This is a genomic window from Pseudomonas sp. TWP3-2 (assembly GCF_049897765.1).
Taxonomy (GTDB): domain Bacteria; phylum Pseudomonadota; class Gammaproteobacteria; order Pseudomonadales; family Pseudomonadaceae; genus Aquipseudomonas.
In genome coordinates this window covers 31,115-47,655 of sequence record NZ_JAFCWW010000001.1, presented here as the reverse complement: position 1 = coordinate 47,655, position 16,541 = coordinate 31,115, and the positions used below count along the sequence as shown (strand labels likewise).

Here is a 16,541-nt window from a genome sequence, read left to right as displayed (position 1 = left end):
GTGCCGATCAGCTCAGCTTCTCCGACTCAGACCAGAATGGAGCAGCAACCTGTTCGATGAACTCAAAAACGTCCTCCGCCACACTGTACTGAAACTGTTTGCGCCGGTTCTTGGAGACCTTGCCGTCATTATCCAGGCACATCATCACCAGTTTCGACAGGTCACTCCCCCGGACGTCAAAGCGCTCGTTCACCGCTTTGACCACATGGTCGTAGCGCTCCAGAAACCTGGTTTCTTCGAGTAGTTCTACTTCGAGCGCGCGACGGGCCATGCGCAGTGTGAATTCGGCGCATTCAGTTGCATCCCAGTAGCGGTACATCGACGGGTGCCCGACAAATTCGAACGCCATCTGGTCCGCATCCAGCCAGGTGACGTTCCAGAAATCGCGTGCAGGTGTTGAAAAACCTTTCAACGCTTGCAGATAGCTTGGTTCCTCATGCTTCATCGCTACCGAGACGGGTAGCAGCAAACCATTTTGCAGTGCCCCGGAATGACACAGCGTCTGGTGAATCAGGAAGCGTGAAAGTCGGCCATTACCGTCCATAAACGGATGAAGAAAGACGAAACCGAAAGCCACAACAGCAGCCGCAACCAGCGGATCGACCTGCTGCGCCTTGCGATTGGCGAAGCCCATCAGCTCCTCCATCAATTCACGACACAAGTCCGGCGCAGGCGGGACATAGCTAACCCCCGCCGCTCCTCTCAAACCGTTATGCAGATGGTTTTGCTCGTGACGGAACAACACCGCTTTATCGAAAGGATTTGAAACGGTGCTGTTCTGCAGTTCGACCAGATAGTCTTCGCTCAACTCTGTCCGCTCATGAGCCTGGCGCAGCAACCGAACGAACCGGCGTGATTTCTCTTCGCTAGGCTCTTCTTTTTCTATGGCAAACGAGTCACGGGTTTCGTGCAAATAGGCCCAATTGATTGCGCGATCCATCATTTCTGGCGGCAGCGTTGCCATGAACGCCTGCGCTCGATCAATGATGTCGAGATCGAGCAGGGCTTGCAGTTCCTCGGTTCGCTCGACGGTGGCGCAATACTGCAATGAACCCAAGCCATTGAAAGCGACTCGCCAGCGGCTGTTACGTATCGCAGGTCCAGTGACGTAGCGTTGAGGATCGAATAGGGCAACCACACTTCCCCGAACCGGCACGGAGTATTCCAATTGCCTGCCGGTAAAGCTTTCCCATAGAAAGCACGCTTTTCGTATAAACACTCCATTTGGCGATTTCGCCAGCTCAGCGATCAGCGCCTCAGCCTCCAGGGTCTCAAGCGCCTGAGCAAGAATGCTCAAATTGATGCCTTCATGTTTAAGCGCGAACAGGATGTGTTCCAGTGTGGAGCCTTGGGCAGGTGCCACCGCCTGCGGGACCGCCAGGCAATCGCCGATCAAAGTGATGCGCGTAACGGGCTTAATCATTGCAGTGCGCTTGGGCGCAAATGCTTTGAGACTAAGAGCGTCTTTCAGGTACGCATATCCAACCGTCGGCATGGCTATATCCATAGTAAAAATTCACTGCAGCGATTAAAGCCCAGTTTTTTTTACCCGGCCTATGTTTTTTTTACATTTCAGACTTTTCCGACAGTTTTTTTTACACATTCCTACCCTTCCTCAACATCACATCCAACTGATCCACCACCTCCGCCCAATCCGCATCCTCGAGAATTTCATCGCGCAAGAAATCCGCCTGGCTCTGGGTCCAGAAGAATGCGTCCGACAAGTGCAGTTCGGGCTTCAGCGGCGAATGGGTGGCGATGAATTGGTCGATGCTGATCGGGTCGTTGGGCAGGCCGAGTTGTTTGAATAGCGATGGGAGGCTGTGGGTTGGGTCTTCCATTTGCGGTCTCCTGTGGAATGCGCGGTGACTGAGAGATTTTTCGCGGGCAAGCCACGCTCCCACAGGGGATTGAGGTGACTGTGGCTGAAAGTCTAGACCCGCAGGCCAGCCGCGCAGGCAATTCCGCCCACTGGCGGCGCTCAACAACTGATCAAAATTCATACAGCGGCGCGCTCAACTAGACTGGAGGAACAACTCCATGAATCTCGCGGAGGGTCGCGTGAACACCCGTAGCTGTGCGTTGCTGTTTTTCATCCTGCTGAGCGGATCGGCCCTCGCTGCGGATACCCCGTTGCCAGCGGTCAGCCCGGTCGGTCTGTGGCTGATCACGCTGGGCATCGCGTTTTTGATCGCCGAAGCCGCGCTACCGAACTACGGAGTGATCGGCCTCGGCGGCATCATCATGTTCGTGATTGGCGCGTTGATTCTGGGTAACGCCGAGTTGCCGGTGCCGATGATGATCGGCCTCGGTTTGATCAGCGCATTGCTGTTGATCGCGCTGGTGATTCGCGCGCTGAAAACCCGACCGCGCGAAACCGTCAGTGGCGATTCCGGGCTGCTCGGCAGCGTCACGCCGATCACCACCGTGCAGGCCGACGATGCGTGCAACGGCTGGGTGCAATTGCAAGGAGAACGCTGGCAAGTGTTGAGCGCCACCCCGCTACACACAGGGCAACCGGTGCGCGTGGTGAGTCGCAAAGGCTTGTTGCTGCAAGTGGCCGCGACTGACGCGGCACCGCACGGAGAGTGATCATGGGTCTGCAAATCGGTTTTGTCGCACTGCTGCTGTTGCTGATCGCCCTCGCCGGCGCGACGTTCCGCATCCTGCGCGAATACGAGCGTGGCGTGGTGTTCCAGCTCGGACGCTTCTGGCAGGTGAAGGGGCCGGGGTTGATCTTGCTGATTCCGGTGGTGCAGCAAATGGTTCGGGTCGACTTGCGCACCATCGTTCTCGATGTACCGCCGCAGGACGTGATCACTCGCGATAACGTCTCGGTCAAGGTCAACGCAGTGCTGTACTTCCGCGTGCTCGACCCGCAGAAGGCGATTATTCAAGTCGAAGACTTTCTCATGGCCACCAGCCAGTTGGCCCAGACCACCCTGCGTGCGGTGCTCGGCAAACACGAACTGGACGAATTGCTCGCCGAACGCGAACGCCTGAACATCGATATCCAGCAGGTGCTCGACGCACAGACTGATGTCTGGGGTATCAAGGTCGCCAACGTCGAAATCAAGCATGTCGATCTCAACGAATCGATGGTGCGCGCCATCGCCAAACAGGCCGAAGCCGAACGCGAACGGCGGGCCAAGGTGATTCACGCCGAAGGTGAACTGCAGGCCTCGGAAAAACTCATGCAGGCCGCCGAAATGCTCGGCCGTCAGCCTGGTGCCATGCAGTTGCGCTACATGCAGACGTTGAGTTCGATTGCCGGCGACAAGAGTTCGACGATTGTCTTTCCGCTGCCGATCGAGTTGCTCAAGGGGATGGCGGATTTGTCGGCGAAATCTTGAGCTGGAGGAATACCAGCCGAGTGAAGCGACGATCAAACGAAGGTTGACCTGCGAGACGCACTCAATCTAGGATTGCCTTACTCAGCCCCGTACGTAGCGATTCAGTTCGCTGGCAGTTGGGGAAGAAGAAACCGGCTTAGGCCGGTTTTTTCGTTTCTGAGGAATGATTTTTGTGCGCACCGCTTTTTTTTTGATGGCTACAACATGTTCTATGGGCTGCTCGCAGGGACGCCCTATAAATGGCTCAACCTGCGGGCGTTCCAACTCACAAGAAACCAGCGATCAAACCGGATTATTGGTAGCAGGTGCATCCACCGGATACACCGACTCCCAACCCCCACCCAACGCTCGATACAACCCGACCATTGCCAGCGATACGCCAGTCGAACTTTCCACCCACTGTTCCTGGGTGGCGAGTAGTGCGCTCTGTACGGTGAGGACGTTGACGAAGTCGACCACGCCTTCGACGTACTGCTGTTGCGCGGTGCGCAGGGCGATCTGGTTCTGGCGCACGGCTTCGGCGAGGCTGTCGCGGCGGCGCTGGCTGGCGTTGTAGGCGGTCAGTTGATCGTCGATCTCGTGCCAGGCGCGCAGCACGGTTTGCTGATAGGCAATGGCTGCGTCCTGCTGCTGAGCTTCACGCAGTTGCAGCACGCCGCGCAGGCGACCGCCGTCGAACAGCGGCAGGCTGAATTGCGGGCCGATGCCGAAAGCGCGCGAACCCCATGAACCGAAATCGCTGAGCTGCATGGCTTGCGAACTCAGGTTGCCGGACAGGGTGATGCGCGGATAGAAATCACCCTTGGCCACGCCGATGTTGGCCGTGGCGGCGTGCAGCGCGGCTTCGGCCTGGCGGATATCCGGACGACGTTCGGCCAGTTGCGACGGCAACCCGATGGCGACCTGGGGTGGCGACTGCGGTACCGGGGCGTCTGTGGATAACTGTTTGGCCAAGGCTTGCGGCGGCTCGCCCATCAACAGGCTGATCGCGTTGATCAGTTGCGACTGGCGTTGCTCCAGCGCCGGCAGGCGCGATTCGATGGCGGCGACTTGCGCGGCGGCTTCGGCGACGTCGAGATCGGTCGCGACGCCATCGTTCAGGCGCAGTTGCGAGAGTTTCAGACTGTGCCGGGCGACGTCGAGATTCTGCTCGGTCACCGCGCGAGTGTTCTGCACGCCACGCAGCTGGATGTAGTTCTGCGCGGTATCGGCAAGCACTGCCAGCAACACCCCACGACGGTCGTTTTCCGCGACTTCCAGATTAGCGTCGGCGGCTTCGGTTTCGCGGCGTACGCGGCCCCAGAAATCCAGCTCCCACGAAGCGGAAAAACCGGCATCCCACAGATTGAACGCGGAATCGCCGTCGTGCCCGGACGGATCGTTCAAGCCTTTGCCGCTGTTGCGTTTGCGGCCATAACTGCCGGTAGCCGCGGAATTGGGGTAACGCTCGGCGGTGATCACCTGGCGTGCGGCGCGGCTTTGTTGCAGGCGACTGCTGGCGCGTTTGAGGTCGAGGTTGCTGCTCAACGCGCGCTGGGTCAGGGCTGACAATTGTGGGTCCTTGAACACCTCCCACCAACGTTCGTTCATCGGCTCGCTGACCGCCTGGCTCGGAGCGCTTTTGGCCGGTTTTGCCCATTCGCTGATTTGCGTGGTTGCGGGTTTCTCGAAGTCCGGGCCGACGGTGCAAGCGGTGAGGCCCACAGCAAGCAAGGCACTCAGGGTGAGTCGCTGCCACTGGCCCAATCGCTGGCAAGCCAGCTCCCACAGGGGACTCTGTTTGCAATCGAGACTTTGGACAGCCTGCACAACTCCTGTGGGAGCTGGCTTGCCAGCGATGGCGTCAGTCGATTCAGCAAAAATCATCGCTGCGTCACCTCGCGCACCGAGGTCGCCGAGCTCTTGGTATCAATGCTCGCCTCCACCGACATCCCCACGCGCAGGCGTTCAGCCAATGGCTGACCCGGCTCGAGCAAAATTTTCACCGGAAGCCGCTGCACGACTTTGGTGAAGTTGCCGGTAGCGTTATCCGGTTTCACCGCTGCGAAGGTCACACCGGTAGCCGGGGCGATACTTTCGACACGGCCGGTAAGCACTTCACCGCCAAGGCTGTCGACGCGAATCTGCACGTCCTGCCCCGGCTGCACATCAGTCAGTTGGGTTTCCTGAAAGTTTGCGACCACATAAGCCTGCTTCAGCGGCACCACCGCCAGCAGTTTGCTGCCCGGCGTCACATAAGCGCCGACGCGCACGGCGCGCTCGCCGACCATGCCGTTCTGCGGTGCGGTGATGCGCGTGTAGGACAGCTCGAAACTGGCGATCTCCAGCGCTGCTTGCGCGTGCTTCAAGCCACCTTCGGCTGCATCGCGCTGGGCGCTGAGAATGTCGACCTGCTTACGTTCCGCCGCAAGTTTCGCGGTGGCGGTGTCGAGCTTGGCGCTGGCCTGATCGATCCGCGTACGCGCCTGTTGCGCGTTCTGCACCGTACCGGCACCAACGCCCGCGAGGTGGTTGTAGCGATTGAGTTCTTGCTGAGCAAAAGCCATTTCAGCCTTGGCCGAAACCACCGCAGCCTGCTCCTGGGCAATCACCGAGGTCTGGCGCTCCAGCGTCGCTTTGGCGTTTTGCAATTGGGCGCGAGCGACCAGGGTTTGCGCATCGGCCGCCTCGGCGGCGGCGCGCAGATCGCGATCATCGATCAGTGCGAGTAACTGTCCCGCCTTCACTTGCTCGTTGTCCTCCACCAGCACTTCTTTGATGAAGCCCGACACACGCGGCACCACCAACGTGAAGTCAGCGGAAACATAGGCGTCGTTGGTGTTCTGCTGCGTGCGTTTGCCGAACAGACCCGGCACCGCCAGGTACAGCAACACGCCGACAGCCAGTGCAGCCGCCACGGCGACGGCGATTTTTTGCTTTGCTTGAGTCGTCATAAAAACCTTCTGTTTCGTGAAGCAATCAAGTCGGCGCGCGCGGCGGGAACATCCGCGTCGGCAGCCAGAAAATCAGCAGAATCAGCGCCACCGCGACGCCGCTCATGCACAAGTAGAGATCCGAAGAAGTCAGCACCACGGCTTGTTCGTGCAAGCGATGGGCGAGGCCGGCGTCTTGCGCGGCCAGCGGCGAGTTGCCAAGACGATCGACCAGCATCGTCGAATGGAAATGCACACGCGCCGTGGTCAGCGTCTCGATTACCCCGGTGGCGATCACGGCCGCCATGCCTCTGATAGTGTTGAACCACGCCGAGGCGAACGGCCCTTCCATCGGCGAGATGCTGCCGGTGGCGAGCATCAATAGCGGCAGCACCGACATCGGCTGACCGAAAATCTGCAGCCATTGCAGGACATAGAAATTGTCGCGAATCCATACCGAGGTAATTTGCGAACCGCCGAGGCACGACAACGCGAGCATGCTCAAACCGATCCCGAGCACCCAGCGGCAATCGATCCAGCGCAAGTTGCACAGCGCCGCCACCAGCGGCAGCGCGATCAGCTGCGGCAATGCCGCCAGCAGCATGATCGGCGCGGTCTGCACCGGGCGATAACCCTGCACTTGCGCCAGATAACTCGACGGAATCACCACCACCGCCGACAGCACCACCAACACTCCCGCTAGCGTCATCAGCGAGAACGACAGATTACGAATGCCGAGCATCTGCAACTTGAAGAATGGAATCGGCTGCGACCATTCATTGATCAGAAACGCCACCAGCAACAACGACCCTGCGCCGAGCAAGCCGCAGATCAGATCCGATTGAAACCAGTCCAGCCGATTGCCCTGCAAGATGCCGATCACCTGCATGCAGATTGCCGGGAAGCCCAGCAGCAAGCCCTTCCAGTTGAATGCCTTGAAGCGCTCCAGGCGCAGCGGATCCTGCGGGAGGCCGTAGGCGACCATCGCCGCGCCGATCAGGCACGGCGCGATGATTTGCCAGAACGTCCACTGCCAGCCGACGTATTCGGTCCACATCCCGGCCAGCGGCGTGCCGAGGCCGGGGCCGAAAGTTGCGGTCAGGGCGTAGCCGGCCAGTCCGTAAAGTTTGACGTTGGCCGGTAGAAAACGCAGGGCCACGGTCATCAGCATCGGCGGCAACGCGCCGCCGGCCAAGCCTTGCAGGGTGCGCATCAGCAACAGGCTTTCGTAGTTCGGCGCGAACGGGCAGAGCACGCCGAGCACGGTGAATGCGGCGATGGCGCACAGGGTGAAACGCCGTAGCGAGAAGGTCACTGAGCACCAAGGTGCAAAAGCCATCGCCGCCACCGAAGTCGCGGTGTAGCTGGCGACCAGCCAGGTGCCGTCGTCGTACCCGATGCTCAGCGCGCCGCGAATGTCGGCCAAGGCAATCTTGGTCACCGCCTCGTTGAGGCCCGAGACCAACACCACCAACAGCACGCCGACCAGACCGATGATGATCCGCGCGCCGAATACTGGCGGCGCGGCCGCTTTCGCCGGAGCGGCAGCGGCAAGCGGCGCCGTGACCGTCAGGGATGTCATGGGGAAGCAAACTCCGGAATGAAAATACCGGAGCATTTTAGTAAGGCTTATTGCTGACGAAAATTGACTTATTGGAAGTTTATAAGTGCGTCAGACGCAATTGTTGAGATCAGGGCTGTGCTTCCAGCCAGGTTTCATCGCAGCAACTCTTGAGGGTTTCGCGCAGCCAGCGGTGTGCCGGGTCTTTGTCGAAGCGCGGATGCCAGGCTTGGGTAAGCATCAGGGTCGGCAGAGGAATCGGCAAGTCGAACGAACGCAGCTTCAGTCCGAGTCGACGCACACTCAGCAACGCCTCCTTTGGCACCGGCAGGATCAGGTCGGAATCTGGAAGGGCGAACATCGCCGCATGAAAACTCGGCGCGATGACGGCCACTCGGCGCTCCAGACCCAAAGCGTTCAGCGCCGTGTCGATCGGGCCACGCGCGATGCCTCGGCGCGACATGCTGATGTGGGAATACCCGGCGTAACGTTCGGCGGTGATTTCGCCATTGAGCAATGGGTGATCCTCGCGCACCAAACCGACGAAGTGCGTGGCGAACAGGTTTTGCACCTTCACCTCCGGCATCACCGGTCGAGTATTGCTGACGTTCAGGTCGATTCGCCCTTCGCGCAATGCCTCGTCGTCACCATCGCCTTCCGGGACGAAGCGCAATTCGCAGTGCGGGGCTTGTCGCTCAAGGGTGGCGAACAGTTTGCCGCCGTAAACGCCAACGAAGAAATCGTTGGCTCGAATGCTGAACCGCCGACGCAAAGTGCCCAACTCCACGGCATCGGCCGAGCGGAACAACAGCGCGGCTTGCTCAACCAGATCGCGCACTTGCTCACGCAACTCCAGCGCTTTCGGGGTTGGCACCAAGCCGCGGCCGGCGCGCACCAGGATCGGATCGCCGATGGCTTCGCGGATTCGCGTCAGCGTGCGACTCATGGCCGCCGGGCTGAGATTCATGCGCCGCGCTGCGCCGATCACGCTGCCCTCGTCGAGCAAGGCGTCGAGGGCGACCAACAGGTTCATGTCCGGGAGTTGCATTTTGAGCACTCATCGCCGATCAGGATTAATCTGTACGCAATGCTAGCAGATCAAACCATCAGCGCTGCATGCCCCAACGTTTCACGGTGACTCGCTCAAGGGTGTCGAACACCAGATTTTCCACTAGTAAACCAATCAGGATCACGACGGCCAACCCGGCAAACACTTTATCGGTGTACAGCTCATTGCGATTCTGGAAGATGTACCAGCCCAGCCCGCCCTTGCCGCTGGTCGCGCCGAACACCAACTCGGCTGCAATCAAGGTGCGCCAGGCAAACGCCCAGCCGATCTTCAACCCGGCCAGAATCGATGGCAGCGCTGCCGGGATCAGGATGAACAGCACAAAGCGCATGCCCTTCAAGCCGTAGTTACGTCCCGCCATGCGCAAGGTTTCCGAGACGCCGAGAAAACCCGCGTAGGTATTCAACGCCAGCGCCCACAGCACCGAATGCACCAGCACGAAAATCAGGCTGTTCTGCCCGAGTCCGAACCACAGCAACGCCAACGGCAGCAGGGCAATCGCCGGCAGCGGGTTGAACATCGACGTCAGCGTGCTGAGCAGATCGCGGCCAAACTGGGTCGAAACCGCCAGCGTCGTCAGGGCAAACGCCAGCACGATGCCGATCAAGTAACCCTTGAGCAGCACCACCAGCGAAATCCACACCTTGCCCAGCAATTCGCCACTGAGCAGGCCGTCATACAGCGCATGGCTTGTCTGAATAAAACTCGGTAGCAGCAAATCGTTGTTCTGCACCCGGGCAATCACTTCCCAGAGCACGGCGAGCAACATCAGGATGAGACTTTTGCGCAACCAACCCTGTTGCCACAAGCGTTGGCGCAGCGGCAACTCGCGCTCCACCGGCACACTGGTCAGCGGCTGCAGATCAACTTCAAACTCTTCACGCACAGATGATGAATGGCTCATCGGGCAATCCTCCAGGCTCAATAAGCAATGCGAATGTCGCTGAAATCCAGTTCACGCTCGGCTTCCCGCGCCTCACCTTCGTCGAACAACAAGCGATGAATACGCCGCGCCGATTCCTGAAAAGCCAGACCGCCAAGGCTTTGCAAATCGTATTGATGGCTGTGCACTTCGGCCTTGACCCGGCCCGGATGCGGCGACAGCAACAAGATGCGATTGCCGACTACCAGCGCCTCTTCAATCGAATGCGTGACGAACAACAGGGTGAAGCGCACCTCTTCCCAGAGCAGCAGCAGCAACTCTTCCTGCATCTTGCGTCGGGTCAGCGCATCCAGCGCGGCGAACGGCTCGTCCATCAGCAGGATTTTTGGCTGCATGGCCAACGCTCGCGCGATGGCCACCCGCGCTTTCATGCCGCCGGACAAGGTGTGCGGATAGGCGTCGGCGAATGCCGCCAGCCCGACTTTTTCCAGGTAATGCAGCGCACGCTCTTCGGCTTCTTTTTTGTTCAAGGTGCGCGAAGCGAGCAGCGGAAACATTACGTTCTGTTTGACGGTTTTCCATGGTGGCAGTTGATCGAATTCCTGAAACACCACGATCCGGTCCGGCCCCGGCGCGTCGACGCGCTGGCCCTGCAGACGGATCTCGCCCTCGCACGGTGCGATGAACCCGGCGACAGCTTTGAGCAAGGTGGACTTGCCACAACCGGACGGCCCGAGCAGCACGAAGCGATCCTGCTGATCGACATCGAAACTGACCTGATGCGTAGCGCGCACCACGCGTTGCGGCGTGCGGTATTCCAGACTGACGTGATCAACCGCCAACAGCGCCTGCGCCGTGGCGATCGGGTCGCTGGCCGCGTGGCCTGGCAAAGGAGCGTTCATCGCGGTCAGCTCCCTTGCAGCGGTTTGGCGTCCTGGAAGAAGTAGTCCTTCCACGATTCAGGTTTGTTTTTGATCGCGCCGATGCGGTAGAGAAATTCGGCCAGTGGATAAGTGTTTTTCGGCGTGACGCTGAATTCGAACTGCGGGTTGTCGATGATTTTCAGCAACGCGGCACGGTCGATCTTGGCTTTGGTCACGCGGATGTAAGTATCCGCTGCGGCGCCTTTATCGTTCTGCGCAAATTGCGCAGCTTCGGTCAGCGCTTCAACGAATGCTTTGTAGGTTTTCGGGTTCTCGTCGCGGAATTTCTCGGTAGCGAACAGCACCGTCGGCGAGTTCGGCCCGAGCAGGTCATAGGTATTCAGCACCACATGTACATTGGGGTTTTCCAGCGCCTGATCCTGGAACGGCGGATTGGAGAAATGCCCGGTCAATTCGGTGCCGCCAGCGATCAAAGCGGCGGTGGCGTCCGGGTGTGGCAGCGCGATGGTGTATTTGTCGAGGCGATTGAATTCCTTGTCACCCCACTGCTTGGCCGCCGCGTATTGCAGGAAGCGCGACTGCACCGACACCCCGACCGCCGGCAGCGCAATCCGGTCTTTCTCGGTGAAGTCGGCAATGGTTTTGACCTTGGGATTGTTGCTCACCAGGTAGTAAGGGAAGTTGCCCAGCGAGGCCACGGCTTTGACGTTCTGCTTGCCGTGGGTGCGATCCCAGATCGTCAGCAGCGGGCCGACCCCGGCGCCGGCTATATCGATCGAACCGGAGAGCAACGCATCGTTGACCGCCGCGCCACCCGACAGCTGAGTCCAGTCAACCTTGATGTCGAGGCCTTCCTGCTTGCCGTACTTCTCGATCAGTCCTTGATCACGCACCACGTTGAGCAACAGATAAACAATGCCGAACTGCTCGGCAATACGGATTTCACCTTCGGCATGAGCCACGGACGGCGCGACCAGGCTGCTGGCAATCAGGCTGAAACCGAGGCCGATGGCAGCCGCCAGTGGTGCGAATGGAAGACGTTTGGACATGATCGAATCTCCGGCAAATCAGAAAGGCGCGTCGCCCTGAATGGTCGTGCGATACAGCTTGCGGCGCAGGTGCGCGGGGCAGCCGGCGGCAAGGTGAATCAGCGAGCGGTTGTCCCAGAACACCAGGTCGTGCGGCTGCCATTGATGGCGATAGATGTTTTGCGGCAGCACGCTGTGGGCGTAGAGCTCGGCGAGTAGTTGCTGACTTTCGTCCTCCGGCAGACCGACGATGCGCGTGGTGAAACCTTCGCTGACGAACAACGCCTTGCGGCCGTTTTCCGGATGAGTGCGAACGATCGGATGCACCACTTCCGCGACCTGCGCCAGTTGCTCCGGGGTCAGGGTCGGGCGCCAGTTGCCTTCGAATTTTGTTTCGCTGTAGCGCGCGGTGTAGGAGTGCGCAGCCGAGCGACCTTCGACGGCTTTGCGCAGCGCTTCTGGCAGGTTGTCCCAGGCTTTGTGCATGTCGGCGAACAGCGTGTCGCCACCCTCGGACGGCAACTCTTGCGCGTGCAGCATCGAGCCGAGGCTCGGCAGCTCTTTATAGGAAAGGTCGGAGTGCCAGAATTTGCCGGCGTCGCCGAGGCCGATGTTCTGGCCGTTCTCGACGATGTTGGAAACGATGAGGATTTCCGGGTGATCGGCCAACAAGAACTGCTTGAGCACATGGATCTGCAACACACCGAAACGGCGGCTGAAATCGATTTGTTGCTGCGGGGTGATGCGCTGATCGCGGAACACCACGACATGATGATCGAGGTGCGCACGATGAATGCGCGCGAAGTCCTGGTCGTTGACCGGACGGGTCAGGTCGAGGCCGATGATTTCGGCGCCGACCGCGCCGTTGAACGGGCGAATCTCGAAGATTTGCGGCGCGAGGGTCGCGGCGCTTGGGGTAGCAGTAGCTGCGGACATCAATCAATCTCCCACGCACGGCACGCTCAAAGGCGCGCACGTCGATCAGAAACTCACGCTGGATTGCGTGTTGGTTCGTGTCGTGCGGCGCGCCGATTGGTCGGCAGGTACGCAGGGAAATGACTTTATAGATATAAGAAGTGGTTTTTAAATACTGTTAACGAATAACGATATGGCAATTGCTTAGGTATGGACTGGATGGTGAGTGACTATTTGTGTCACTTACTGACAGGGATGTGGTGTTCAAACTGACGCCATCGCTGGCAAGTCGAATCGTCGCACCGCAGCTCCCACAGGGCTCTCTTGTGGAACACGATTATGTGTTCGACGCAAAAACCTGTGGGAGCTGGCTTGCCAGCGATGAGGCCAGAAAGGCCAATGCAGATCTAGCGCTCGTGCAGCGCCTCAGCCCGCGCGCGGATGATCGGTTTGAGCAGGTAGCTCAGCACGGTCTTCTTGCCGGTAATGATGTCCACCGACGCCACCATCCCCGGGATGATCAGCAGCGGCTTCTCATCAGTCCCCAAGTGGCTCCGATCAGTACGCAGCTTGATGATGTAGTACGTGGTTTTCTTGTCTTCATCGGTGATGGTGTCGGCGCCGATCTGCTCGAGCTTGGCTTTCAGACCGCCATAAATCGTGTAGTCATACGCGGTGAATTTCACCGTGGCTTCCTGGCCCGGATGCAGGAACGCGATGTCCTGCGGACGGATTTTCGCCTCGACCAGCAAGGTGTCATCCAGCGGGACGATTTCCAGCAAGTCGCTGCCCGGCTGGATCACGCCGCCGATGGTGTTGACCAGCATCTTGTTGACGATCCCGCGTACTGGCGAGGTAACCAGCGTCCGGCTGACCCGGTCTTCCAGCGCTTTGCCGGTGGCCTGGGCCTTGTTCAGATCGGTGCGCGCTTCGTTGAGTTGAGTCAGGGCTTCGCTGCGGAATTTGCCGCGCGTCTCGTCGACCTTGCGCTGCACTTCCTTGATCGCCGACTCGGCACGCGGAATTGCCAGCGTGGTGGCGTCGAGCTGACCACGGGTTTCCACTTCGGCACGCTTGAGGCGCAGCACTTCAACCGGGGAGACCGCGCCCTGCGCCACCAGCGGCTCGGACATGTTGATTTCCTGACGCTGCAAGCTCAGTTGCTGACGGTATTGCGCCTGCTTGGAGCTGAACTCGCGCAGCTCTTGCTGACGCTGAATCAACTGCTCCTGCAAACCGCCAATCTCGTCGTGCAACTGCTGGCGACGGCTGATGTACAGCGACTCTTCGCTTTTCGCCTGGCCGGGCACGGCTTTGACCACGTCTTCGGGGAAACTCAGCGGACGGTCATCGACCTCGGCGCTCAAGCGCTCGACGCGCAGCAACATCGACTGTCGATCAGCCTCGGTTTCGCCGACGTTGGAGGCGAAACGTGTGTCGTCCAGACGAATCAACGGTGCGCCGGCCTCGACGATCTGGCCTTCCTTGACGAACAGTTCCGATACAATCCCGCCCTCAAGGTTCTGGATTTTTTGGATCTTCGACGATGGAATCGCCTTGCCGTCGCCCTTGGTCACTTCGTCGATCACGGCGAAGTTGGCCCACAGCATCAGAAACACGAAGAAACCGATGATTGCCCAGATCGTCAGCCGCACCACGCGTGGCGCATCTTCGATCAAGGCCTTGTTGACCTCGGGCAGCGGCTGGCCCTGCAACGACGCCGAGCCTTTGAAGTAGCGACGGATCGAATCCTTGAAACCCGACTTAAGCAACACTGATCTGCCCCTTTTTCAACGCTTCCATCACGGCGGCTTTCGGGCCGTCGGCGAGAATCTGCCCGCGATCGATCACCAGCAGGCGATCCACCAGCGACAGCAGCGAAGCACGGTGCGTCACCAGCACCACGGTCTTGTTTTCAATCACCGCCGCGAGGCGTTGTTTGAGGCGTTCTTCGCCAGTGTTGTCCATGGCGCTGGTCGGCTCATCCATCAACAGGATCGGCGGATTGAGCAACAGCGCCCGCGCCAGGGCAACGTTCTGGCGCTGGCCGCCGGACAGGTTCTGCCCGCGCTCGCCGACTTGCAGCTCGTAGCCTTGCGGATGCAGACGGGCGAATTCGTGCACGCCAGCCAATTCGGCGGCTTGCAGCACCAGCTCGTCTTCGACGTAACGCGCGCCGGACACCAGGTTGTCGCGCAGAGTGCCGGCCAACAATTGAATGTCTTGCGGGACGTAGCCGATGTTGTAACGCAACTCGCTGACGTCGATCTGGCGAATGTCCACACCATCGACCAGCAACGCGCCGTCATCTGGCTGATACAGGCCAACAAGTAGTTTGGCCAAAGAGCTTTTGCCCGAGCCGCTGCGGCCGATGATGCCGATCTTCTCGCCGGGACGGATCACCAGGTTGATGTTCTTCAGCGCCGGGTTTTGCTGCTCGGGATAAGTGAAGTTGAGCTGTCGGCATTCGATCGCGCCTTGCAGCACCTTGCGGCTCAGCGGGCGTTCTTCGAAGTTGCGCTCTTGCGGCAGCTCCATCATCTGGTCGACTGAAGTCATGGTGACGCGGGCTTGCTGGTAACGGGTCAACAGACCGGACAGCGACGCCAACGGGCTGAGCGCACGGCCGCTGAGCATGTAGCAGGCAATCAAACCGCCCATGCTCAGGTTGCCGGCGATGATCTGGTACACGCCGAAGACGATCATGATCACCCCGGCCAGTTGCTGGATCAGCAGGGTGATGTTCATCGCCAGACCGGAAAGCATTTTCACTCGCAGCTCGAGGCGGCTGAGGGTGCCGATGGTTTGTTCCCACTGGTATTGGCGTTCGCTTTCAGCGTTGTTGACCTTGACTGCATCGAGGCCGGCGAGGGTTTCGATCAGGCTCGACTGACGCTCGGCGCCGAGCGCCATGGTGCGCTCCATGGTCGCGACCAGTGGTTTCTGCAACGCGTAGCCGATCAGCAGGGCAATCGGGAACGCCAGCACCGGGATCCACACCAGATGCCCGCCGAGAATCGCGATGACAATGAAGATCAGGATGGTGAACGGCAGGTCGATCAGGCTGGTCAGGGTCAGCGAAGCGAGGAAGTCGCGCAGGCTCTGAAACTCATGGATGTTCTGCGCGAAGCTGCCGACCCGCGCCGGACGGTACTTCATCGACATGCCGACAATGCGTTCGAACAGCGTGGCGGAGATGATCAGGTCGGTTTTCTTGCCGGCCAGATCCAGGCACAGACTGCGCAGGCTCTTGAGGATCAGGTCGAACATGTACGCGCCGGTGATGCCCAGCGCCAGCACCCACAGAGTCGCTTCGGCCTGGTTCGGTACCACGCGGTCGTAGACGTTCATCACGAACAGCGGCGCGGCCATGGCGATGATGTTGATCAGGAAACTTGCGGCGATGGCGTCGACATACAGCCAGCGCGAACGCTTGAGGGTGTCGCGAAACCACGAACGCGCGCGCGGGATCAGCGTGCCGTGGTTGACGTCGAATTTGTGCTGCGGCTGGGCGAAGAACACTTTGCCGAGGTAATCGTCGGCCAGCAGTTCGCGGCTGACCAGAGATTCGCCGCCATCGCTTTCGCTGAGCAGCACCCGCGCTTCGTTTTCACCCTGCCAGCCAAGCAGGACGGCACTGCGGCCATCCTTGAGCAGCAACAGTGCCGGCATCGCAATCGCCGGAATCTCTTCCAGTTTGCGTTGCAGCACCCGCCCTTGCAGGCCGGCGCGCGCCGCTGCACGCGGCAGCAGCTCGACACTCAGGCGTTGTTTGGGCAGCGGCAGGCCGGTGGTGAGCATCGCCGCGCTGGCGGGTTTCTGGTGCAGCATGCAAAGAGCGAGCAGACCATCCAGTAAAGGATCGTCGTGCAACGCGCGTGGATCATGACTGAGATTAACTCGACTGACTTCTGATTCCACGCTCGGCACTCTTAA

Annotated in this window: 14 protein-coding genes; 2 read left to right on the top strand and 12 right to left on the bottom strand. The window is 59.7% G+C overall.

What is annotated here, in order from left to right; all coding sequences use genetic code 11:
* Positions 1-7 precede the first annotated feature (7 nt).
* Positions 8-1,495, bottom strand: a complete 1,488-nt coding sequence (locus tag ACP7EE_RS00145) for a Fic family protein (protein ID WP_426202163.1) — start codon at positions 1,493-1,495, stop codon at positions 8-10.
* Between the two features lie 100 nt (positions 1,496-1,595).
* Positions 1,596-1,841: a DUF2789 domain-containing protein gene (locus tag ACP7EE_RS00140; protein WP_426232669.1), complete on the bottom strand. Its 246-nt coding sequence runs from the start codon at positions 1,839-1,841 to the stop codon at positions 1,596-1,598.
* Positions 1,842-2,040: 199 nt separating this feature from the next.
* Between ACP7EE_RS00140 and ACP7EE_RS00135 the strand changes: the two genes are divergently transcribed.
* Positions 2,041-2,592 (top strand): NfeD family protein, encoded by a 552-nt coding sequence (locus ACP7EE_RS00135; protein WP_426232667.1) that lies wholly within the window; start codon positions 2,041-2,043, stop codon positions 2,590-2,592.
* Positions 2,592-3,353, top strand: a complete 762-nt coding sequence (locus ACP7EE_RS00130) for a slipin family protein (RefSeq protein WP_420651019.1) — start codon at positions 2,592-2,594, stop codon at positions 3,351-3,353. The genes ACP7EE_RS00135 and ACP7EE_RS00130 overlap by 1 nt, the downstream gene beginning before the upstream one ends.
* Positions 3,354-3,635: 282 nt before the next feature.
* On the opposite strand, the gene ACP7EE_RS00125 is transcribed toward ACP7EE_RS00130, so the two are convergent.
* From ACP7EE_RS00125 to ACP7EE_RS00080, 10 genes are all read right to left on the bottom strand, one after another.
* Positions 3,636-5,219, bottom strand: a complete 1,584-nt coding sequence (locus tag ACP7EE_RS00125) for an efflux transporter outer membrane subunit (protein WP_426232665.1) — start codon at positions 5,217-5,219, stop codon at positions 3,636-3,638.
* On the bottom strand, positions 5,216-6,286 hold the full coding sequence (locus ACP7EE_RS00120) for an HlyD family secretion protein (protein WP_426232663.1): 1,071 nt from the start codon (positions 6,284-6,286) through the stop codon (positions 5,216-5,218). The genes ACP7EE_RS00125 and ACP7EE_RS00120 overlap by 4 nt, the downstream gene beginning before the upstream one ends.
* 25 nt (positions 6,287-6,311) lie before the next feature.
* Complete coding sequence (locus ACP7EE_RS00115; RefSeq protein ID WP_426232661.1) at positions 6,312-7,847, bottom strand: MFS transporter; 1,536 nt, start codon at positions 7,845-7,847, stop codon at positions 6,312-6,314.
* Between the two features lie 109 nt (positions 7,848-7,956).
* Positions 7,957-8,874: a LysR family transcriptional regulator gene (locus tag ACP7EE_RS00110; RefSeq protein ID WP_426232659.1), complete on the bottom strand. Its 918-nt coding sequence runs from the start codon at positions 8,872-8,874 to the stop codon at positions 7,957-7,959.
* Between the two features lie 58 nt (positions 8,875-8,932).
* The gene (locus ACP7EE_RS00105) at positions 8,933-9,799 is read right to left on the bottom strand and encodes an ABC transporter permease (RefSeq protein WP_426232657.1); all 867 of its coding nucleotides are present in this window, start codon (positions 9,797-9,799) and stop codon (positions 8,933-8,935) included.
* Between the two features lie 17 nt (positions 9,800-9,816).
* On the bottom strand, positions 9,817-10,680 hold the full coding sequence (locus ACP7EE_RS00100) for an ABC transporter ATP-binding protein (protein WP_426232655.1): 864 nt from the start codon (positions 10,678-10,680) through the stop codon (positions 9,817-9,819).
* A gap of 5 nt (positions 10,681-10,685) precedes the next feature.
* Positions 10,686-11,711 (bottom strand): ABC transporter substrate-binding protein, encoded by a 1,026-nt coding sequence (locus ACP7EE_RS00095; RefSeq protein ID WP_426232653.1) that lies wholly within the window; start codon positions 11,709-11,711, stop codon positions 10,686-10,688.
* Between the two features lie 18 nt (positions 11,712-11,729).
* A complete protein-coding gene (locus ACP7EE_RS00090) occupies positions 11,730-12,626 on the bottom strand; it encodes a TauD/TfdA dioxygenase family protein (RefSeq protein WP_426232651.1) in 897 nt (298 codons plus the stop codon).
* 386 nt (positions 12,627-13,012) lie between these two features.
* Complete coding sequence (locus ACP7EE_RS00085; RefSeq protein WP_420651006.1) at positions 13,013-14,380, bottom strand: HlyD family type I secretion periplasmic adaptor subunit; 1,368 nt, start codon at positions 14,378-14,380, stop codon at positions 13,013-13,015.
* Positions 14,370-16,526, bottom strand: coding sequence for a type I secretion system permease/ATPase (locus ACP7EE_RS00080; RefSeq protein ID WP_426232649.1), 2,157 nt, complete (start codon positions 16,524-16,526; stop codon positions 14,370-14,372). The genes ACP7EE_RS00085 and ACP7EE_RS00080 overlap by 11 nt, the downstream gene beginning before the upstream one ends.
* Positions 16,527-16,541 lie beyond the last annotated feature (15 nt).